Here is a 20,799-nt window from a genome sequence, read left to right on the forward strand (position 1 = left end):
TTCCATGACGGCGGCGTTGCATTCGAGCAACAGTTGGCACCATGCGAGAGGCTCCGAACGCCTTTGTTTCGGCATAAATCCGTAGGCAAACGGGCATCTCCAAACATGCTGGAGCGGGAGAATCAGTTGGACATCAGCATCGAGTTCATGCGGCGCATTGCGCGTGCCGCCGCAGCCGAGACCTTGCCGCGCTTCCGCAACCAGGGCGCGGTCACCAACAAGGAGCGCGGCAGCTTCGACCCGGTCACCGAGGCCGACCGCGAGGCCGAGCGCGCCATCCGGGCGCTGATATCAGCGCAGTACCCCGATCACGGCATTCTCGGCGAGGAACATGGCGGCGAAAACATCTCCAGCCGGCATGTCTGGGTGATCGATCCGATCGATGGCACGCGCGCCTTTATTTCCGGCCTGCCGGTATGGGGCACGCTGGTCGGGCTGACGGTCGACGGCGATGCCGTCGCCGGCATGATGTCGCAGCCCTTCACCGGCGAGCTGTTCTACGCCAATGCCTCGGGCTCGCATTATGAAGGTCCCGGTGGCCCGCGAAAACTCGCGACGCGCAAGACGACGAATCTCGCCGAGGCGACGCTGTTCACCACCACGCCGGCGCTGTTCAAGGGAGACGCGCGCCTGCGCTACGACCTGTTCGAGCAACAGGTCCAACTCGCCCGCTACGGCACCGACTGCTATGCCTTCGCCATGGTGGCGGCGGGCAGCGTCGATATCGTCGCCGATCCCGGATTGAAGCCCTACGACATCGTCGCGCTGATCCCGATCATCGAGAAGGCGGGCGGCGTCATCACCACTTTCGAAGGCGGACCGGCGGAAAAGGGCGGCGACATTCTGGCAGCGGCGACACCGGAGCTGCACGCGGCAGCAATGGCGGCGCTGCGCGGCTGAGATTGGCCATTGCTGCCCAGGCAAGATCGTTGCCATACCTCCTGACAGGATGATGTCAGTTGGCATGCGCTATGGAACGCTGTCAGCCGGGGAGGACCATAGATGCCGACGCAGCCAGCAGCCAGCCATTCCGATGCTCCGGCGGACGGGCGGAGCGATTTCGATTTCTTTTTCGGGCGCTGGACCGTCGGCCATCGAAGATTGCAGAAGCGGCTGCAGGGCGACGGCAACTGGGATGTGTTTGGCGGCACGTGCGAGGTGCGGCCGATCCTTGGCGGCCTCGGCAATGTCGACGACAATTGGATTGAATTGCCCGGCGGGCCCTATCGCGCCGCCACCTTGCGGACCTTCGACCCTGCGGCGAGGCAATGGTCGATCTGGTGGATCGACGGCCGCAATCCGTCGACCATCGATGTTCCGATGCGCGGCACTTTCGTGGCGGGCGTCGGCACGTTCCTGTGCGAAGACGTCTTCGACGGCCAGCCGATCCAGGTCCGCTTCCTGTGGTCGCGGATCACGGACGGGTCGGCGCGCTGGGAGCAGGCCTTTTCGCCGGACGGCGGCAAGGCATGGGAGACCAACTGGATCATGGATTTCGCCCGCACGAGCTGAAGCCGGACAAGGTATGTGGCTCAGACGTCACCGGTTCCGGGGATGAAGGCATCGAATGCGGCTAGCAACTGCTCGCGATAGAGATCGGCTTCCTGCAGGATCTCATGGCGGGCGCCGTCGATCATCACTAGCGAGCCGACGCGCAGACGTCTCGCATAGGCCTCGACTGCCCTGGTCGAGACGACCTGGTCGGCGCCGGCGGCGATCATCAGCAAGGGCACGTGGATCTTGGCCATGAAATCCGGGTCGCTGACGATCAAGGACGCCTCCGTCGCCGCCTTCAGCCAGCGGATCGTCGGTCCGCCGAGCGCCAGCTGCGGATAGGTTTCGTAGATCAGCGTATTGCGCCGATAGCGTTCCGGGTCGCTGGTCAGCTTGTTTATGGCGAAGGGCACCGATTCCTTGGGCCGCGGCCCCCATGCGGCATAGAGTCGGCCAAGGCCGAGAAGGCAGAATAGCGAACAGATGCGGCGGACGGTTTTTACCGAAACCGGCAGGTCCGGCACGGTGAAGAACGGTGCGATCAGCACCATGCGGCGCACGCGGTTCGCCATCGAGGGCGCGGCGAGCAGCGCAATCACCGCGCCGGCCGAGTGGGCCAGTATGTAGTAGGGTCCTCGGCAATCGGGCAGCACGATCTCCTCGAAGAACTGCTCCAGATCGCCGGTGTAGTCGAAGAAGCTCCGGACGAAGCCGCGCTGTCGGTCGCCGATCAGCCGGTCGGAAGCGCCCTGGCCGCGCCAGTCGAGGGTTGCCACGCCAAAGCCCCGGTCGGTAAGGTTGCGAATGGTCTCGAAATACTTCTCGATGCACTCGTTGCGGCCGGTCAGGACAACGACGGTGCCCTTCATCGGGCGGGCAACCGCGGCAAACAGCCCATAGCGGATCTTCTTGCCGTCGCGCGTGGTGAAGAAGCCGCCGGCCGTGTTTTCCGGCAGCGGATTGCCCGGAGTTTCGTGGAAGAGAGGGGGCTGGTGGAGAAGATCGGTCATACGGTGTTTGGTTGGTGTCGGTGCCGGCGTGGGCGCAAGTCAGGCATAAACGCCCATGCGCCAAAAGCAAAGGAATTCGGGACGCCGGGGAGGTCGACCCAGGCAGCGAACAAGTAAGGCCGGAAGCAGCCTTGGCGTGCTTCCGGCCTCTGTCGACCGGGAGGAAGGGACGTTACACCCGGTTCGGCCTCGTCGTGTCGCCTTTTCCGGCGACCTGTTCGTGATCTCGAGAACAGTTTTAGTGCCGCCTGGCTGAACGCTCGCCGAAGCCACGGTTCATCTGCCGTTCATCGGCATCGGGACGTGGGCCGGAACCGGTCCCGTTCGGACGCGGGAAATCTTGAAATGCCGTCGCCGGCTTCCCAAATTTGTCATGCGGTCGCCAATGTCGGGGCCGCTGGCCCATCCGGAACGCCGTCACGGGTTTCGCACCGGCCATACGCAACCTTGTTGCTCAACAGGAGAACACACCATGCGTCACGTTGATTTTTCCCCGCTCTACCGTTCGACCGTCGGTTTTGACCGGCTGTTCACCATGCTCGATTCGCTTGCGCAGCCGGAAGGCCAGACGTATCCGCCTTACAACATCGAGCGCACGGGCGAGGATGCCTATCGCATCTCGATGGCTGTGGCCGGCTTCTCGGAAGATGAGATTTCGATCGAAGCTCACCGCAATGTGCTGACCGTCAAGGGTGAGCGCAAGGAGGAAGGCAATGGCGAAGGCTCCGAACTGCTCTATCGCGGTATCGCCAGCCGAGCCTTCGAGCGCCGCTTCCAGCTTGCCGATCACGTCGAGGTTGTCGGCGCCGCGCTGAAGAACGGCCTGCTCTTCGTCGACCTCAAGCGCAACATCCCCGAAGAGCTGAAGCCGCGCAAGATCGCGATCACCTCGGCTCCGGCCAAGGCCAAGCAGATCGAGGCCAAGACTGCCGCCTAAGCCAGGCAGCTAAACTCCGGGACGCCAACTCCCCGGGAAGAAAGGGCGGTGCAGCAATGCGCCGCCCTTTTTTGCTGGTGGGCAAGGCTTGCTATCCGGCGAGCAGGTAGCCGAAACGGTCGACCTCGTCGGGCGTGGTCGCGAAGCTGGTGACGAAGCGATAGAGCGCTTCGTCTTCGCCAATGTAGCCGTCGTAGCCGAGCGGCCTGTGCCAGTTGTGGAAGGCCGCCCCTGCCGCTTGCATTCTTTCGGCCTCGGCCTTTTTCATGACTGCGAAGACCTCGTTCGCCTGCGGCAGCCAGGCCAGCCGGGCCGAAGGGGAATCTTCTATCGCCGCGGCAAGCCGTGCCGCCATCGCATTGGCGTGCCGTGCTGTGTCGAGCCATAGCCCACCCCTGAAATAAGCATCGAATTGCGCGGCGATGAAGCGCGATTTCGAGAACAGCTGGGCCGCGCGCTTGCGCAAAAAGGCCAATTCCTTGGCTCGCTCGAGGTCGAACAGCACGATCGCCTCGGCGCACCAACAGCCATTCTTGGTGCCGCCAAAGGAGAGGATGTCGACACCGTGCTTCCAGGTCATTTCGGCCGGCGTCGTTTCCAGCGCGACGAGCGCATTGGCAAAGCGGGCCCCATCCATGTGCAGCGGCAGTCCATGCTGCTTTGCGATCGCCGAAATCCTGGCGATTTCGTTCAGCGTGTAGACGGTGCCGACTTCGGTCGACTGGGTGATCGAAACGGCAACCGGCCGCCCGGAATGGACGTTTTCGGGTGCGAAACGGTCCACCGCCCGTTCCAGATTGCCGGCATCGATCCTGCCGAGTGCGCCTTCGACTGTATAAAGCCGCGAACCGCCGGTGAAATATTCCGGTGCACCGCATTCGTCCTCGATGACGTGCGATTCGCGATGGCAGAAGGAAATGCCGCCTGGCTTGTTATAGGTAGTCAGCGACAGCGAATTGGCAGCGGTGCCGGTGGCGACGAAAAACACCGCGACCTCGCATTCGAAGATTTCATTGAAGCGCTGGTAAACGGCCTTGTCGAGGGCACCGTCGCCATAGGCGGTGGAGAAGCCGTCGGCATGGCCCGACAGGCCGGCAGCGATACGGGGATGGGCGCCTGCCCAATTGTCGGAAGCGAAAATCATGCGTCTGCCTATGCTGGGGAAATCGATGCGAGCTTGGCCGCTTTCGCATGCCGGCCGCAAGTGGCAGATGCCGAAAATCCGCTAAAGCCAGCGAAACGCATGAGCGTAGATGCAGCGACTGAAGGCTACGCTGACACGGCGTTCCGCGCAATTTTCTGTCGCGAAAGCCTCAAGAATTTTGTGAATCGGTCTTGTGTGCATCCAAAATTTCTGTCATAAAAATTTAGGACAGTAGTGCTGTCTTATTTTGTCGCACAAAACTGGCCGCATTGGCATATGATTGCGCCTCTGCGGCATTGCCGCGAGCGACAGCTAGACAGCCTGGCTCCGGCCTGTACGAATACCATATGCGAACGATGCGGAAAGCCGCACGGTCGGCAAGAATTTCGCAAGACGTGCCGCAAGATTGAAAGGGGAGCCACGCGCTTCCCGACGGAAACCAGCGCCCGAAGGGGACGGAACGGAGGACAGGACGATGACGGACATGACGCCATCTGCGACGAAGGCCGCGCAGACGAAAGCGGCAGCCGTCAAAAATCCGTCCCTGACCAATATTGGGCGAACCAGCACCGGCTATGCCGCGCACGGCCTCTATGATCCGCGCAACGAGCATGATGCCTGCGGCGTCGGCTTCATCGTCAACATGAAGGGCGTGAAGTCGCACCAGATCGTCGAGGACGGCCTTGCCGTGCTCGAAAACCTGACGCATCGCGGCGCCGTCGGCGCCGATCCGCTGATGGGCGACGGCGCCGGCGTGCTGGTGCAGCTGCCGGACCGCTTCTTCCGCGAGGAGATGGCCAAGCAAGGGGTCGAACTGCCGAAGCCCGGCCACTATGCCGTCGGCCACGTGTTCATGCCGCGCGACCCGGAGCTGCAGGCGCATATCGAAGGCATCATCGCCGAGGTGGCGCAACTCGAGGGCCAGCCGCTGCTCGGCTTTCGCGACGTGCCTGTCGATAATTCATCGCTGTCCAAGGCGCCCGACATCGCCGCTTCCGAGCCGGTGCACCGGCAGGTGTTCCTGGGCCGCGGCGCCGAGATCGAGAACGACGACGATTACGAGCGGCGGCTCTACATCCTGCGCAAGGTCATTTCCGGCCGTATCCACGAAGAGACCAAAGGCGTCGACAACGGCTTCTATGTCGTCTCGATGTCGTCGCGGACCATCGTCTACAAGGGCATGTTCCTGGCCTATCAGGTCGGCGCCTACTACAAGGACCTCACCGACCCGCGTTTCGAGACGGCGCTGATCCTGGTCCACCAGCGCTTCTCGACGAACACGTTCCCGTCGTGGAAGCTGGCGCATCCCTACCGCATGGTCGCCCACAATGGCGAGATCAATACGCTGCGCGGCAACGTCAACTGGATGGCGGCGCGGCAGGCCTCGGTCGATTCCGAACTGTTCGGCAACGACATCTCGAAGCTGTGGCCGATCTCCTATGAAGGGCAGTCCGACACCGCCTGCTTCGACAATGCGCTCGAATTCCTGACGCAGGGCGGCTATTCGCTCGCCCACGCCATGATGATGCTGATCCCGGAAGCCTGGGCCGGCAACAAGCTGATGGGTCAGGACCGCAAGGCCTTCTACGAGTATCACGCAGCCCTGATGGAGCCGTGGGACGGGCCAGCGGCGGTTGCCTTCACCGACGGCCGCCAGATCGGTGCCACGCTCGACCGCAACGGGCTGCGGCCAGCGCGCTACATCGTCACCGACGACGACCGCGTCATCATGGCCTCGGAAGCCGGCGTGCTGCCGGTGCCGGAGGAAAGGATCGTCAAGAAGTGGCGGCTGCAGCCCGGCCGCATGCTGCTGATCGACCTGGACAAGGGCCGCATCGTTTCCGACGAGGAGATCAAGTCGGAGATCGCGACCAGGCACCCCTACAAGAGCTGGCTCGCCAACACACAGCTCATCCTCGAGGATCTGAACCCGGTCGAGCCGCGCGCCCTGCGCAGGGATGTCTCACTGCTCGACCGCCAGCAGGCGTTTGGCTACACCCAGGAGGACACCAAGCTGTTGATGTCGCCGATGGCGACCACCGGCCAGGAAGCGGTCGGCTCGATGGGTACCGACACGCCGATTTCGGCAATGTCGGACAGATCAAAGCTGCTCTACACCTATTTCAAGCAGAATTTCGCACAGGTCACCAATCCGCCGATCGACCCGATCCGCGAGGAGCTGGTGATGAGCCTGGTGTCCTTCATCGGGCCGCGGCCCAACATCTTCGATCTTGTCGGCAATTCGCGCCGCAAGCGGCTCGAAGTGCGCCAACCGATCCTGACCAATGGCGATCTGGAGAAGCTGCGCTCCGTCGGCCACACCGAAGACCGTTTCGACACCAAGACGATCGACATCACTTACGGTTCGAATGAAGGCGCGGCCGGCATGCAGGGCGCCATCGACCGGCTATGCGAGCGCGCCGAGGCGGCGGTCGCCGGCGGCTACAATATCATCATCCTGTCGGACCGTCAGCTCGGCCCGGACCGCATCGCCATTCCGGCACTGCTGGCGACTGCGGCCGTGCACCATCATTTGATCCGCAAGGGATTGCGCACGTCGGTTGGGCTCGTCGTGGAATCCGGCGAGCCGCGCGAGGTGCATCATTTCTGCTGTCTCGCCGGCTACGGCGCCGAGGCGATCAATCCCTATCTCGCTTTCGACACGCTGCTCGACATGCACAAGCGTGGCGAATTGCCGGCGGAGGTCGATGCCTACGAAGTCGTCTCCCGTTACATCAAGTCGATCGGCAAGGGCATCCTGAAGGTGATGTCCAAGATGGGCATCTCCACTTACCAGTCCTATTGCGGCGCGCAGATATTCGACGCCATCGGGCTCAAGTCGGACTTCGTGCAGAAGTACTTCACCGGCACGGCGACGCTGATCGAAGGCGTCGGGCTGGACGAGATCGCCGCCGAAACGGTCAGCCGCCACACCGACGGCTTCGGCAACGACCCGGTGCTGCGCAACAGCCTCGAGGTCGGCGGCGAATACATGTTCCGCATGCGCGGCGAGGCCCACATCTGGTCGCCCGACGCAGTGGCGACCTTGCAGCACGCCGTGCGCCAAGGCTCGTGGGAGACGTTCAAGGACTATTCCGCCCAGATCGACAGCGAGACGGCGCAGGCGCAGACCATTCGCGGCCTGTTCAAGATCAAGCTTGCGCAAGAGACCGGGCGTAAGAAGGTCAAGCTCGACGAGGTGATGCCGGCGGCCGATATCGTCAAGCGCTTCTCGACCGGGGCGATGTCCTTCGGCTCGATCTCCAGGGAAGCGCACACGACGCTGGCGCGCGCCATGAACGCCATCGGCGGCAAGTCGAACACCGGCGAGGGCGGCGAAGAGGCCGATCGCTATCTGCCGCTGCCGGGCGGCGGCAAGAACCCCGAACGCTCGGCGATCAAGCAGGTCGCCTCGGGACGCTTTGGCGTCACGGCCGAATATCTGGTCAATTCCGACATGATGCAGATCAAGGTCGCGCAAGGGGCAAAGCCGGGCGAGGGCGGCCAGTTGCCGGGCCACAAGGTCGACGCGACCATAGCAAAGGTCAGGCATTCGACGCCGGGCGTCGGCCTGATCTCGCCGCCGCCGCATCACGACATCTATTCGATCGAGGATCTGGCGCAGCTCATCTACGACCTGAAGAACGTCAATCCGGCGGCCGACGTATCGGTCAAGCTGGTCTCGGAAGTCGGCGTCGGCACGGTTGCGGCCGGCGTCGCCAAGGCGCGTGCCGACCACATCACCATATCAGGCTATGACGGCGGCACCGGCGCTTCGCCGCTGACCTCGCTCAAGCATGCCGGCAGCCCGTGGGAGATGGGCCTTGCCGAGACGCACCAGACGCTGGTGCTCAACGGCCTCAGGTCGCGCGTCGCGCTGCAGGTCGATGGCGGCCTGCGCACCGGGCGTGACGTCATCATCGGCGCACTGCTCGGTGCCGACGAGTTCGGCTTCTCGACCGCGCCGCTGATCGCGGCCGGCTGCATCATGATGCGCAAGTGCCATCTCAACACCTGCCCCGTCGGCGTCGCGACACAGGACCCGGTGCTGCGCAAGCGCTTCAAGGGCACGCCCGAGCACGTCATCAACTTCTTCTTCTATGTGGCGGAAGAGGTGCGGGCGCTGCTTGCCGAGATGGGCTACGCCCATCTCGACCAGATCATCGGCGACACCGACCTTCTGGAAAAGCGCGAGCTGATCCAGCACTGGAAGGCACGCGGGCTCGACTTCAGCAAGATGTTCTACAAGCCCGATGCGCCGCACGAGGCGGTGCACTGGACCGAGCGGCAGAAGCATCCGATCGACGACGTGCTCGACCGCAAGCTGATCGAACTCGCAAAGCCGGCGCTCGAAGCCAGGCAGCCGGTCAGTATCGAACTGCCGATCCGCAACGTCGACCGTTCGACCGGCGCCATGCTGTCGGGCGAGGTGGCAAAGCGCTTCAAGCACAAGGGACTGCGCGAGGACACGATCTCGGTCAAGCTCACCGGCACGGCCGGCCAGTCCTTTGGCGCCTTCCTGGCGCGCGGTGTCTCGTTCGAACTGGTGGGCGCTGCCAACGACTATGTCGGCAAGGGCCTGTCGGGTGGCCGCATTGTCATCCGCCCGCCGGAGAACACGAAAATCGTTGCTGCCGAGTCCATTATTGTCGGCAATACCGTGCTCTACGGCGCAACCGAGGGCGAGGCCTATTTCTGCGGCGTTGCCGGCGAGCGTTTTGCCGTGCGCAATTCGGGTGTCGCCGCCGTCGTTGAAGGCGTCGGCGACCATGGTTGCGAATACATGACCGGCGGTATCGTCGTCGTCATCGGCCAGACCGGCCGCAACTTCGCCGCCGGCATGTCGGGCGGCGTCGCCTATGTGCTCGACGAGGCGGGTGATTTCGCCGAACGCTGCAACATGGCGATGGTCGAGCTGGAGCCGGTTCCGGAAGAGGACGACCTGATGGAAAAGCTGCTCCACCATGGCGGCGATCTCGACCATAAGGGCCGTGTCGACGTATCCGGCGATATGACCAGCCATGACGAGGAGCGGCTCTATCAGCTGATCTCCAACCACGTCCACTACACCGGCTCGGTACGAGGTCGCGAAATCCTCGACGACTGGGCGACTTTCCGGCCGAAATTCCGGAAGATCATGCCGGTCGAATACCGCCGCGCGCTGATCGAGATGGAGCGGATGCGCATGAACGTGGCGGCGGAATAGATTTGGAAATTGCCGGGAGGCCGTGCGTCCCGGCAACCATCTTCATCAAGAATCCTGACCTCGGACTGAAGGTTGCCACAGCTGCCTTATGAGGTTAACGGGTGCGTCGCCAGGCGTGCCTTCCGGACAGTAGGGACTGGACTATGGGCAAGGTAACAGGGTTTCTCGAGATCGACCGGCAGGTGCACAAGTACCAGCCGGCTTCCGACCGCATCCGGCATTTCCGCGAGTTCACGCTGCCGATGTCGGACAAGGAGGTCGAGAAACAGGCCGCTCGGTGCATGGATTGCGGCATTCCGTATTGCCATGGACCGACCGGCTGCCCGATCCACAACCAGATCCCGGACTGGAACGACCTCGTCTACAATGGCGACTGGGAAAACGCGATCCGCAACCTGCATTCGACCAACAATTTTCCGGAATTTACCGGCCGCATCTGCCCCGCACCTTGCGAGGAAGCCTGTACGCTGAACCTCGAGGATATTCCGGTCGCCATCAAGACGATCGAGCAGGCGATTGCCGACAAAGCCTATGAAACCGGCCATATCCGGCCCTATCCGCCGGAACGGAAGACCGGCAAGCGCGTCGCGATCATCGGCTCGGGGCCGGCAGGCATGGCGGCTGCCCAGCAACTCGGCCGCGCAGGCCATGACGTTCACGTCTATGAGCGCGAGAGCCGGCCGGGCGGGCTGATGCGCTACGGCATCCCCGATTTCAAGATCGAGAAGCATTATATCGACCGGCGCATCGAGCAGATGCAGGGCGAAGGTGTCAGCTTCCATTGCGGCGTCAATGTCGGCGTCGACAAGCCGGTTGCCGAACTGCTCGCCGAATATGATGCCGTGCTCTATTGCGGCGGTTCCGAAACGCCGCGCCCGGCCAACATCCCGGGCGACGATCTCGACGGCGTGCACGACGCCATGCCCTATCTGGTGCAGCAGAACAAGCGTATCGGCGGCGAGCCGATCCAGTCGGTCGCATGGCCGTCGCGCCCGATCGTCGCCGGCGGCCAGCATGTCGTCGTCGTCGGCGGCGGCGACACTGCCTCAGACTGCGTCGGCACCGCCTTCCGCCAGGGCGCGGTGCGCGTCACCCAGCTCGACATCCGGCCGCAGCCGCCGGAAAGGGAAGACAAGCTGTCGGTCTGGCCCTACTGGGCGACCAAGATGCGCACGTCATCGTCGCAGGCCGAAGGCGCCGAGCGCGAATTCCAGGTGGCGACGCTTGAATTCATCGGCGAGGACGGCCAGCTGACCGGGGTCAAATGCTGCGAGGTCGACGAAAAGCGCAAGCCAATCGCCGGCACCGAATTCGTCATCCGCGCCGATCTCGCGTTCATCGCCATCGGCTTTGCCGGGCCAGCCGCTCGCGGGCCGGTCTCGGAACTCGACGGGCAGATGAAGATCGTCACCGACAGCCGCCGTTCGAAGAATGTCGAGGCCAATGACCGGGACTACAGGACCAGCGTCGAAAGGCTCTATGCGGCGGGCGACGTGCGGCGCGGCCAGTCGCTGGTCGTCTGGGCGATCCGCGAGGGTCGCCAGGCGGCGCGCGCCATGGACGAGGCGCTGATGGGATCGAGCGTGCTGCCGCGCTGAGCCCGTTCCGAAGAGGTTCTGTTTACTGGCGGATCGCCGTCGTCGTATCGGATGCGGCCGCCGTCGCAGGTTGTGTCTTGGGCGGCCAGGAGAAGTCATCGGCGCGGCCCGGTGAGGCGTCGGGCGCCTTGCCCTCGACGATCAGCCTTTCGCCCGGCAAATTCTTGTCAGCTTTTGCCGGCGGGGCGGCGCCGAGAAGTTCCGAGCCGCCGTCCAGCGCCGGATCGCTGAGCAGCATCGGCACGGTGCGATCGACAGCTATCGGTGCGGCAGCAGGTGACGGCGCCTCGACGGGAGCGCCGGCCGGGGCAGAAGCCGGGACCACGCTTCCCGGCGCGGCCAGCCCAAGGATCTTCATCAGCGGCTTTTCGGTATAGAAGGCGAGCTTGCGCTTGCCGGCCTTCGACATGTTGATGCCGTCGTCGGAGCGCAGGCGCACCGATTGGCCGTTGATGTCCGGTCCGCTGGTGATGAAGGCGCCGTTCTCGTCGACGAACCCGTCCCAGACGTCGACGAATTCGCCGCCGTGGCTTTCGGTGGACGAGCGGAAGATGTCGTTGAAGGCCAGCATGTCGGAGGTCATTTTCGAGACCCGGAAGGCCGGCATGCCAACCCACAGATACGGCACCTTGGTTGCTGCGATGGCCTTGCCGAACGCTTCGGTCCGGCGCTCGTATTCCTTGGTCCAGTTTTCGGATCGCGGCTGCTCGCGCACATCGCCGACGCGCATCTGCTGCCGGTCGTTGGATCCGAGCATGACGACGACGGCTGCCGGTTTTTCGGCGGCGATCAGCGACTTGACCTGGTCTGGCCAGTTGTAGACATCGTCACGCACGAAGCCGGACGATCCGTTGGCACGGACGACGATCCTGACGCCGGTGTTCTCGGCAAAGGCGGCGTCGAGCCCCTCAGCCAGCCCAGACGCCATGAAATCGCCGACCACCAGAACGACGCGTGCATCCGGCGCCTTCTCGGCCACCGGGGTTGTCGGGCCGGCCGGCGGCGGCCGGCGAACTGACCGGGGCTTTCTCAGCTTGGGCCTGGGCTTTGTTCTCTGGAATTCTCTCTGGAATTCGGGCGGCGGCTGCTCAAACCGCTCGCTTCTGCGCGGAAACAACAGGTCGCGCAGCGACCAGCCACGACTTTCCGGCTCCTGCGCCATGGCCGAGGTATGAAAGGCACTGGCTGCGCCCACTGCCAGAACGGCGATCGCCAGAACCAGGATCGGCACGCGACGAACGATTAACCGGATGCGCGCAGCCGAAACCAATCACCCTCTCCATCCCGCAACCGGCTCTAGTTCTGCCTGAGCCATTTGAGCACTTCCTTGCTCGGATACCCGTCCTGGGTCAAGCCGGCCTTTGCCTGGAAGGCCATGATGGCGGTTTTCGATCCGTCACCGATCTTGCCGTCGAACTTGCCGTCGTAATAGCCGTGCTCGGAAAGTCGCTTCTGAAGCTCCTGCCTTTCCTCGAAGGAGAGCTTGGTAAACGGTCGCTTCCAGTCCTGCACAAGCCCGCCATAGCCGGCGATTTCGTCGGCAAGAAGGCCCACGGCGAGCGCATATTTGTCGGCATTGTTGTAGCGCTTGATGACCGAGAAATTCTTGATCATCAGGAAAGCCGGCCCGCCGCGGCCGCCGGGCAGCTTCAACGTCGCCTTGTCCGCACCGTTCTTGAACGGCTTGCCGTTGGCACGGCTGACCCCCAGCGCCTGCCATTGCGACAGCGACTTCGAGCCTCCGGGCAGCTTCTTGCCGTCCGGAAGGCTGACCTCATAACCCCAGGTCTTGCCTGCCTGCCAGCCGTTCTTCCTCAGCAAATTGGCGGCTGTCGCCAGTGCGTCGGGAATCGAATTCCAGATGTCGCGCTTGCCGTTGCCGTCCATATCGACCGCATAGGACTGGTAGCTGGTGGGGATGAACTGGGTATGGCCCATCGCGCCGGCCCATGAGCCGCTGAGATGGCTTTCGTCGATGTCGCCGGTCTGCAGGATCTTCAGCGCCGCGATTAGCTGGGTGCGGGCAAATTTCGCTCGCTTCGGATCGGCATAACCAAGCGTTGCCAGCGAGCGCACCACATTGCGCATGATATCATCGCGCTTGAGAGTTTCGCCGTAGTTCGATTCCATAGACCAGATGGCCAGCAGGATGTAGCGGTCGACGCCGTATCTTGCCTCGATCCTGTCCAGCCAAGGCTTCCATTTCCTTGCCATCTGCTGGCCGACGGCGACCGACTGGTCATGGACGCGGTTGTCGAAATAATCCCAGGCGGGTGCGGTGAATTCGGGTTGAGTACGGGCCTTTTCCAGCACCACCGGGTCAGCATCGTTGATGCCCTTGAATGCCTGGTCGTAGACGGAGCCGGAAACGCCGCTCGCCACGGCGGTAGCACGGAAGCTGGCGACCCATTGGCGGAAGCCGGCATCGGCAAAAGCCGGCCCGCTGGGCATGAGCAAGGCAAACGAGAGGCTGGCGGCCGTCAGGACGCTGGTGAAGCGCCTTGCGGCGTTGCGAACGGACATCTTTTCCTCCTTCTTCATCTCAGGAAGACTATTCATCGCCGAACCCGGTTAGCATTTGGTTTACCATAGGTGTCGTCCGGGGTGAAAAGATGCGTCAATGCTTTACCAGCTGAGATTTCTGACCCGCCGTTCAGTAATCCTCGATTTCGGCATGAAAATGTCTCGAATCGGGATTGCCGAACAGTCATGCAAATGGATAATTGGCACATGAAGAGAGTTCGCAAGGCAGTGTTCCCGGTTGCCGGTCTCGGCACGCGCTTTCTCCCCGCCACCAAGGCCATTCCCAAGGAAATGCTGACGGTCGTCGACAGGCCGGTCATCCAGTATGTGGTCGATGAGGCGCGCGAAGCCGGGATCGAGCATTTCATCTTTGTGACCGGCCGCAACAAGGCGGTCATCGAGGATCACTTCGATGTCCAGTTCGAGCTCTACGACACGCTTGCGCAGCGCGGCAAGGACGACCAGCTCGCCCGCCTGCAGCGGCTGCAGCCGGCGCCGGGGCAGACCAGCTTCACCCGCCAGCAGGTACCGCTCGGCCTTGGTCACGCCGTCTGGTGCGCGCGCGAGCTCGTCGGCGACGAGCCCTTTGCGCTGCTGTTGCCCGACATGATCATGCAGTCGGAAAAAAGCTGCATGAAGGACATGGTCGAGCTTTACGCCGAGACCGGCAACAACATCGTCGCCGTGCAGGAATGCGATCCGGCCGAGGCGCACAAATACGGCATTGTCGGCCGCGGCGAGGACGCGCATCACGGTTTCCGCATCACCGGCATGGTGGAAAAGCCGAAGACCGGCACGGCGCCGTCGAACCTCTACATCAACGGGCGCTATATCCTGCAGCCGGAGATATTCAAGATACTCGAAGGTCAGGAAAAAGGCGCCGGCAACGAGATCCAGCTCACCGATGCAATGCTGAAGCTGCAGAAGCAACAGTCCTTCTACGGCTACCACTACCGCGGGCGGACGTTCGACTGCGGCTCGCCCGAAGGCTTCGTCGAGGCCAACGTTGCCTTCGCACTGTGGCGCAGAGACATGAATGCCAGCATGGCCGGTGTCATTCGCACGCTTCTCGACGAACTCGCGCCGTCAGAACGCCGCGGCGTAGCCTTGTAGTTTCAACACCGGTTGCCGCGCTGATCGGCTAAAGCGCGCCGCGTTCGACCGGCCTCATGCGACGCGCTTTAGGTTCTTGTTTTACGCAAGTCGTTATCGCAAAACCGCTGCACACTTTTGCGCGACATGCATTTAGCGCTGCAACTTCAAGCCGACGAAGATACTGTTGGCCGTGTAGTCGCGCCCAACCAGGTTGCTGGTCAGTTTTTCAGTCCTGGCGCGGGTGGTGAGCCCGGTGTAGCGGTTCAGCCACCACGTCAGCCCAGCCTCGGCGCTCAGCGTCAAATCATGATCGTCGGAGCCGGTATAGTCGCGCCATTCAAGGCCGAGAGCGGCATTTCCGGTCAGGTTGGCGCGGATCTGCCGCTCGCCGGTGAGGCTGCCGGAATAGAGCATGTCGCCGCTTTCGCCCGCATTCGTCGTGTTCTCGGCGGTCGTCTGTGCGGTGAGCCCGATCGTGGTGCCGCGTTCCGGCGACCATTTGAGATCGGCATTGACCGTCGCGCCCGAAATAGCCGGCAGGGCATCGTCGTCGATAGCTTCGCGCAGCCAGCCGACCGAGAACTCGCCGCTAAGCTTCTCGCGGAGATCGAGCTCGACGCCGGCCCGTGCGCCAAGCCTGGTCGAGGAGCGCTGGAAGCCGTTTGGATCGACGCGCAAATCATAAGCGCGCCGGCCGATCTCGATTTCGGTGAACGGGGTGATGGCAGGCGAGATCTCGTAACCGGTACGCAAAATGGCCGTGTAGAGCGTCGAGTCGCGGCCCTTCTGCGACAGCGATCCGCCCGACGAAAGCTTGGCGTCGCCAAAGATGTCGTGCTCGACCGCGCCAGTCAGCGCGAAGCGCATTTTGCCGGCATCCTTCTCGACGGCGAGACTGCCGTTCACGGTCTGGCGCACCGGCTGGCCAACGGCGCCGACGACCGCGTCCGGCGCCGAGGCCGATTCGGGCAAGGCCTCATAGCCCAGCTTGGCGATGGCGCGCAGATCATTGTCGAGATCGATGTTGAGTGTGCCGTCGACGCGGCCTTGCGCCTCGTGAATGTCATAGCCGGACAAGGTTTCGCGGAAGATGCCATAGCCCTCAACCGTCGCCGAATTCTCCCGCCAGTCGGAGACGGCGTTGAAGCGCAGCGTCGTTTCCGACAGCAAGGCCGGCTTGCCGAGGCTGCTCGAATCGGCGTTTGTCGAAGACGTCAGGCCTTGCTCGAGCGTCGGCCGGATCACGAAGGAGCCGAGCTTGATGCCGGTGGCGGCGAACGGGTCGTCCTCGTTCTTGTTGTCCTGGCCTTCGATGGCTTCGGTGCGCTCGGCGCCAGGGTCGAGCTTGAGCCTCTCGGCGGAATCGATGGTGACGGCACGGCGGTTGACCGTATCCTGCTCGTCTATGGCGGCGGTATCGGTGTCGTCGGTCGCCGCCGCGGCTGCAGTCGCGGTTCTCTTGCGCTTCTGGCTGTCAGCGGTCTCGTCTTCGGCGTTGGCCGCATTGGCGGCGCGTTGCGTCGCGCTTGGCCGCCGTCGGGGGGGCGGAGCAGGGTTGTCGGGAAATGGATCGCCGATGGCCGCTGGTTGATCGAAAGTGCCGCCGGTTTTGGCCGCCTCGCCCGTGCCGTCGTCAGGCAACGCCCCTTGGCTGGCCGGGCGATAGGTAGGCAGCGGCGTATTGTCGTTGGCGGTTGCAGCAGCCTGCGCGGCTTGGGTTCCGGCTATGCTCGATTGCCTGATCTTGTACTGCTGGTCGTCCAGGATTGTCGATTCCGAAACCTCGCCGCGCAGCTCGGTTTCCTGGGCGCAAAGCAGTGCCGGCCGCGACAACGCAAAGACACTGGTTGCCAGCAGCAAAGCGCAGACCGCCTTGCCCTTTCGTCCCATTTTGTTTTGAGGCTGAAACCCGGACATCGGCACCACTGCTTGCGCGGCGCACGCGCGCCATACTTACGAAACCGTAAATGGGGATGGTTAACGGAGCGTTGAGGCATGGCCCGTCAGGAGGTTCGGGACGGCAATTCCGTTGGACAGGCGCGCGCCGAAGCGCTAATCGCATCGTCCATGGACGTGAAATCCCCAGACAGGAAGCGGCATGACGGGCAGGCCGCGATTGCCTCGGCGCTGAGAACCGTGGCGACGGAGCAGGCCGGCGTCGCGGCACTGGCAGACGCTCTCGAAAACGGGCTGGCCGAGCCGTTCGCACGAGCCGTCGGCATGGTGTCGCAGATCGATGGCCGCGTCATCGTCACCGGGGTCGGCAAAAGCGGCCATATCGGCTCGAAGATCGCCGCAACGCTCGCCTCGACCGGCACGCCGGCCTTCTTCGTCCACCCTGCCGAAGCCAATCACGGCGACCTTGGCATGATCGCCAGAAACGACGCCATAATCGCGCTTTCGTGGTCGGGCGAAAGCCTTGAGCTCAAGGGCATCATCGCCTATTCGAGGCGCTTCTCGATCCCGCTGGTCGCGGTCACCGCGGGTGAAAAATCGGCTCTGGCGCGCGCGGCCGACGTTGTGCTTCTGCTGCCGCGAGCACCGGAAGCCTGCCCGCACGGGCTTGCGCCGACGACCTCGACACTATTGCAAATGGTGATGGGCGATGCGCTGGCCATCGCGCTCCTCGAGGCACGCGGCTTCACCCCGGACCATTTCCGCACGTTCCATCCCGGCGGCCAGCTCGGAGCCAACCTGACGCAGATCCGCGAGATCATGCATGTCGGCGACAGGCTGCCGCTGGTGTCGTCAGGTACCGGCATGCGCGAGGCAATCCTCGAATTGTCGCGCAAGGGGTTTGGCTGCGTGGCCGTGACTGCCGCGGACGGCAAGCTGATCGGCATCATCACCGATGGCGACATCAGGCGCCATATCGGCAGCGATCTCCTGGCAATGAGCGTCGATCAGGTGATGACCAGAGAGCCGAAAATGGCCGCGCCCGACACGCTTGTTGCGACGGCGCTGCAGACGATCAACGACTCGGCTATCACCAGCCTGATGGTGGTCGAAGGCAGGCGGCCGATCGGGCTCGTCCATCTGCACGACCTGCTGCGCATCGGTGCTGCCTAGCGGGCTTCTAGACCGCCTCGACCGTCAGTTCCAGGTCGGTATCAGCGGCGCCCGTCACGCGCACTTGCGTTCCGGCCGGCAGGTCAGGGCCGGAGACGCGCCACAACGTGTCGCCCAGCTTTACGCGGCCGCGCCCGTCCTTGATCGGCTCGGCAAGGGTCGCCGTCCGGCCGACCATCTGTGCGCCGCGACGGTTGAGAAGGGGCTGGTCGGTTTCATCATGGCGCCCGCCCACCAGCCGCTTGCCGACATAGGCCGAGACCAGCGACAGCGCGAGGAAGGCGAGGACCTGGACTTGCCAGGTCCAGAAACCGGCATCCCAGATGAGCAGTGAGACGACGCCGATCAACAGCGCGGCAATGCCGATCCACAGCATGAAAATGCCCGGCGCGATGACCTCCATTACCAGCAGGACGAAGCCGAGGACCATCCAGCTCCACGGGCCGAGTTCGGAAACAATGCGGTCGAGCATGGCTGTGGCCTCAGGTTTCGCTCGGACGAACGACCGGCGGGCGGGCGGCCTGTCGTGCGGCACCGGCGGTGCCTTCGCTTCGGAAAACTTCCTTGGCGATTTCGCCAATACCGCCGAGCGTGCCGATCAGCGATGAGGCCTCCATCGGCATCAGCACGAGCTTGCTATTTGTCGCTGAGCCGATCTTGGTCAGCGCTTCGGTGTATTTCAGCGCGACGAAGTAGTTGAGCGCCTGCACGTCGCCTTTGGAAATCGCCTCCGACACCACCTGCGTGGCGCGTGCTTCAGCCTCGGCCGAGCGCTCGCGCGCCTCGGCATCGCGGAAGGCGGCTTCCTTGCGGCCTTCGGCCTCCAGGATCTGCGATTGCTTGAGGCCTTCGGCGGCGAGGATCTGCGCGCGCTTATTGCGCTCGGCCATCATCTGTCGGCCCATCGATTCGACGAGATTGGCCGGCGGGTTGATGTCCTTGATCTCGACACGAGTGATCTTGATGCCCCAGGGATGCGCCGCCTCGTCAACGACGCGCAGCAGGCGCTCGTTGATGGCGTCGCGGTTCGACAAAAGTTCGTCGAGGTCCATCGAGCCCATCACGGTGCGGATGTTGGTCATCGTGAGATTGAGAATCGCATTCTGCAGGCCGGAGACCTGGTAGGCGGCCTGCGCCGCGTTGAGCACCTGATAGAAGGCGATGCCATCGACGGCAACGGTGGCATTGTCGCGGGTGATGATCTCCTGCGTCGGAACGTCGAGCACCTGCTCCATCATGTTCATCTTGGCGCCGACACGGTCGACGAAAGGCACGATCAGGTTGAGGCCTGGGTTCAATGTCTTGGTGTAACGGCCAAAACGTTCGACGGTATAATTATAGCCTTGCGGAATTGTTCGGATGCCCTTGATAAGCACCAGCACGACAAGGGCGACAAGAACAAGAAGCGCGATATCAAAACCACTGAAACCCATTTGGCTCTCCCCTCAAAGGCCGGCCATGTTGGATATTCCACGCGACCGATTCCCATCAAACACTTAAGTGTGTTTCAGCAATGTTACAATCAGGTGATCACGGATTGCGGGTGCATAGACGGGTGATCTGTTCAGGCCCAGCCGGACAGCTCGCGCCGCACCATCGCCTCGATCACCGCCATGCCCTCGGCACTGTCGTTGAGGCAAGGGATGTGTGCGAACTTTTTGCCGCCGGCATGATGGAAGGTCTCGGACGCTTCCCTGCCGATCTCGTCCAGCGTCTCGATGCAGTCGACGGAAAATCCTGGATTGACGATGGCGACCGATTTCACGCCTTCGCGCCCTAGTCTTTCGACCGTCTTGTCGGTGTAGGGCTGCAGCCACTCCTGCGCGCCGAAGCGCGACTGGAAGGTGGTAATCAGCTTGTTTTCATCCCAGCCGAGCTTTTCGCGCAGCAGTCGGGTCGTCTCGAGGCAATGGGCCTGGTAGGGGTCGCCCTTGTCGGAATAGGGTTTCGGAATGCCGTGATAGGAAGCGATGACAATTTCCGGTTCGAAGTCGAGGCTCGCCAGATGCTTTTCGATCGAACGGGCGAGCGCCTCGATATAGGCCGGCTCGTTGTAATAGGGTGGCACGCTGCGAATGGCCGGGGCGCGGCGCATCTTCATCAGCGCGCGAAACAGCTGGTCGTTGGCAGTCGCAGTCGTCGTCGCCGAATATTGCGGATAGAGCGGGAAAGACAGGATGCGGTCGCAGCCTTGCTCGACCAGTCTCTCGGCCACGCTCTCGGTCGAAGGGTTGCCGTAGCGCATCGCCCAGTCGACGACGACATTGGGTAGCTCGCCGAGCGCGAGCCCGAGCTTCTCGGCCTGGGCGCGGGTGTAGGTTCGCAGCGGCGACTCGTTGCGCTCCCGGTTCCATATCCTGGCATAGTTGGCCCCTGATTTCTTCGGCCGGGTGGTGAGGACCACGCCGTAGAGGATCGGATACCAGATCGCCTTGTTGAGCTCGATGACGCGCGGATCGGACAGGAACTCCCGGAGGTAGCGCCACATCGGCTTGAAGTCGGTGCCGTCCGGGGTGCCGAGATTGATCAGCATGACGCCGACCTTGCCGGTCCTGACCAGAGGGCGCCCTGCCGACGGCGAGGCGGCAGTCTTCTCGGCTTTGATTTCAGCAGGGTTGGCAAGCGTCATGAGGTTCTCCAACACCGCAAACCAACGGTGCCGCGGCGAAAGTAGCGATGCCGCGCCGGTTTTCAAATGCTGCGTCTGGCCGCACCTTATCCCA

15 protein-coding genes are annotated in these 20,799 nt (G+C 63.1%); 7 read left to right on the top strand and 8 right to left on the bottom strand.

Going from position 1 to position 20,799, the window contains the following annotated elements; all coding sequences use genetic code 11:
• Positions 1-126: 126 nt before the first annotated feature.
• Both hisN and NKI29_RS15635 read left to right on the top strand, forming a co-directional pair.
• Positions 127-900 (top strand): histidinol-phosphatase, encoded by a 774-nt coding sequence (gene hisN / locus NKI29_RS15630; protein ID WP_352568152.1) that lies wholly within the window; start codon positions 127-129, stop codon positions 898-900.
• Positions 901-1,002: 102 nt separating this feature from the next.
• A complete protein-coding gene (locus NKI29_RS15635; RefSeq protein WP_352588141.1) occupies positions 1,003-1,512 on the top strand; it encodes a DUF1579 domain-containing protein in 510 nt (169 codons plus the stop codon).
• A 20-nt stretch (positions 1,513-1,532) separates the two neighbouring features.
• On the opposite strand, the gene NKI29_RS15640 is transcribed toward NKI29_RS15635, so the two are convergent.
• A complete protein-coding gene (locus NKI29_RS15640; protein WP_352633671.1) occupies positions 1,533-2,504 on the bottom strand; it encodes an alpha/beta fold hydrolase in 972 nt (323 codons plus the stop codon).
• Positions 2,505-2,976: 472 nt separating this feature from the next.
• Here NKI29_RS15640 and NKI29_RS15645 point away from each other — a divergent pair, with 472 nt between their 5' ends.
• Positions 2,977-3,441 carry an Hsp20 family protein gene (locus tag NKI29_RS15645; RefSeq protein ID WP_023675381.1) on the top strand — a complete coding sequence of 155 codons (465 nt, stop codon included), beginning with the start codon at positions 2,977-2,979 and terminating at the stop codon, positions 3,439-3,441.
• Between the two features lie 91 nt (positions 3,442-3,532).
• On the opposite strand, the gene NKI29_RS15650 is transcribed toward NKI29_RS15645, so the two are convergent.
• On the bottom strand, positions 3,533-4,585 hold the full coding sequence (locus tag NKI29_RS15650) for a threonine aldolase family protein (RefSeq protein ID WP_352588132.1): 1,053 nt from the start codon (positions 4,583-4,585) through the stop codon (positions 3,533-3,535).
• A 475-nt stretch (positions 4,586-5,060) separates the two neighbouring features.
• On the opposite strand from NKI29_RS15650, the gene gltB reads away from it, so the two are divergent.
• Together gltB and NKI29_RS15660 are read left to right on the top strand one after the other, a co-directional pair.
• Positions 5,061-9,791, top strand: coding sequence for a glutamate synthase large subunit (gene gltB, locus NKI29_RS15655; protein ID WP_352796636.1), 4,731 nt, complete (start codon positions 5,061-5,063; stop codon positions 9,789-9,791).
• Positions 9,792-9,934: 143 nt separating this feature from the next.
• The gene (locus NKI29_RS15660) at positions 9,935-11,389 is read left to right on the top strand and encodes a glutamate synthase subunit beta (protein WP_352796639.1); all 1,455 of its coding nucleotides are present in this window, start codon (positions 9,935-9,937) and stop codon (positions 11,387-11,389) included.
• Between the two features lie 22 nt (positions 11,390-11,411).
• Here NKI29_RS15660 and NKI29_RS15665 read toward each other — a convergent pair whose 3' ends face one another.
• Together NKI29_RS15665 and NKI29_RS15670 are read right to left on the bottom strand one after the other, a co-directional pair.
• A complete protein-coding gene (locus NKI29_RS15665; RefSeq protein WP_352796642.1) occupies positions 11,412-12,659 on the bottom strand; it encodes an SGNH/GDSL hydrolase family protein in 1,248 nt (415 codons plus the stop codon).
• Between the two features lie 26 nt (positions 12,660-12,685).
• Entirely contained in the window at positions 12,686-13,912 is a 1,227-nt protein-coding gene (locus tag NKI29_RS15670) for a lytic murein transglycosylase (protein ID WP_352588121.1), read from the bottom strand.
• 207 nt (positions 13,913-14,119) lie between these two features.
• Here NKI29_RS15670 and galU point away from each other — a divergent pair, with 207 nt between their 5' ends.
• Positions 14,120-15,025 (top strand): UTP--glucose-1-phosphate uridylyltransferase GalU, encoded by a 906-nt coding sequence (galU, locus tag NKI29_RS15675; RefSeq protein ID WP_023675387.1) that lies wholly within the window; start codon positions 14,120-14,122, stop codon positions 15,023-15,025.
• Positions 15,026-15,157: 132 nt separating this feature from the next.
• Here galU and NKI29_RS15680 read toward each other — a convergent pair whose 3' ends face one another.
• Entirely contained in the window at positions 15,158-16,897 is a 1,740-nt protein-coding gene (locus NKI29_RS15680; protein WP_502896702.1) for an outer membrane beta-barrel protein, read from the bottom strand.
• A 177-nt stretch (positions 16,898-17,074) separates the two neighbouring features.
• Here NKI29_RS15680 and NKI29_RS15685 point away from each other — a divergent pair, with 177 nt between their 5' ends.
• Complete coding sequence (locus NKI29_RS15685; RefSeq protein ID WP_023675389.1) at positions 17,075-18,076, top strand: KpsF/GutQ family sugar-phosphate isomerase; 1,002 nt, start codon at positions 17,075-17,077, stop codon at positions 18,074-18,076.
• A 7-nt stretch (positions 18,077-18,083) separates the two neighbouring features.
• Here NKI29_RS15685 and NKI29_RS15690 read toward each other — a convergent pair whose 3' ends face one another.
• The 3 genes from NKI29_RS15690 to hemH form a co-directional block, all read right to left on the bottom strand.
• A complete protein-coding gene (locus NKI29_RS15690; protein WP_023675390.1) occupies positions 18,084-18,548 on the bottom strand; it encodes an NfeD family protein in 465 nt (154 codons plus the stop codon).
• A 10-nt stretch (positions 18,549-18,558) separates the two neighbouring features.
• A complete protein-coding gene (locus NKI29_RS15695; protein WP_352568140.1) occupies positions 18,559-19,509 on the bottom strand; it encodes an SPFH domain-containing protein in 951 nt (316 codons plus the stop codon).
• Between the two features lie 131 nt (positions 19,510-19,640).
• Positions 19,641-20,705 carry a ferrochelatase gene (gene hemH, locus NKI29_RS15700; RefSeq protein ID WP_352755008.1) on the bottom strand — a complete coding sequence of 355 codons (1,065 nt, stop codon included), beginning with the start codon at positions 20,703-20,705 and terminating at the stop codon, positions 19,641-19,643.
• Positions 20,706-20,799 lie beyond the last annotated feature (94 nt).

The organism is Mesorhizobium sp. M0678 (genome assembly GCF_040320505.1).
Taxonomy (GTDB): domain Bacteria; phylum Pseudomonadota; class Alphaproteobacteria; order Rhizobiales; family Rhizobiaceae; genus Mesorhizobium.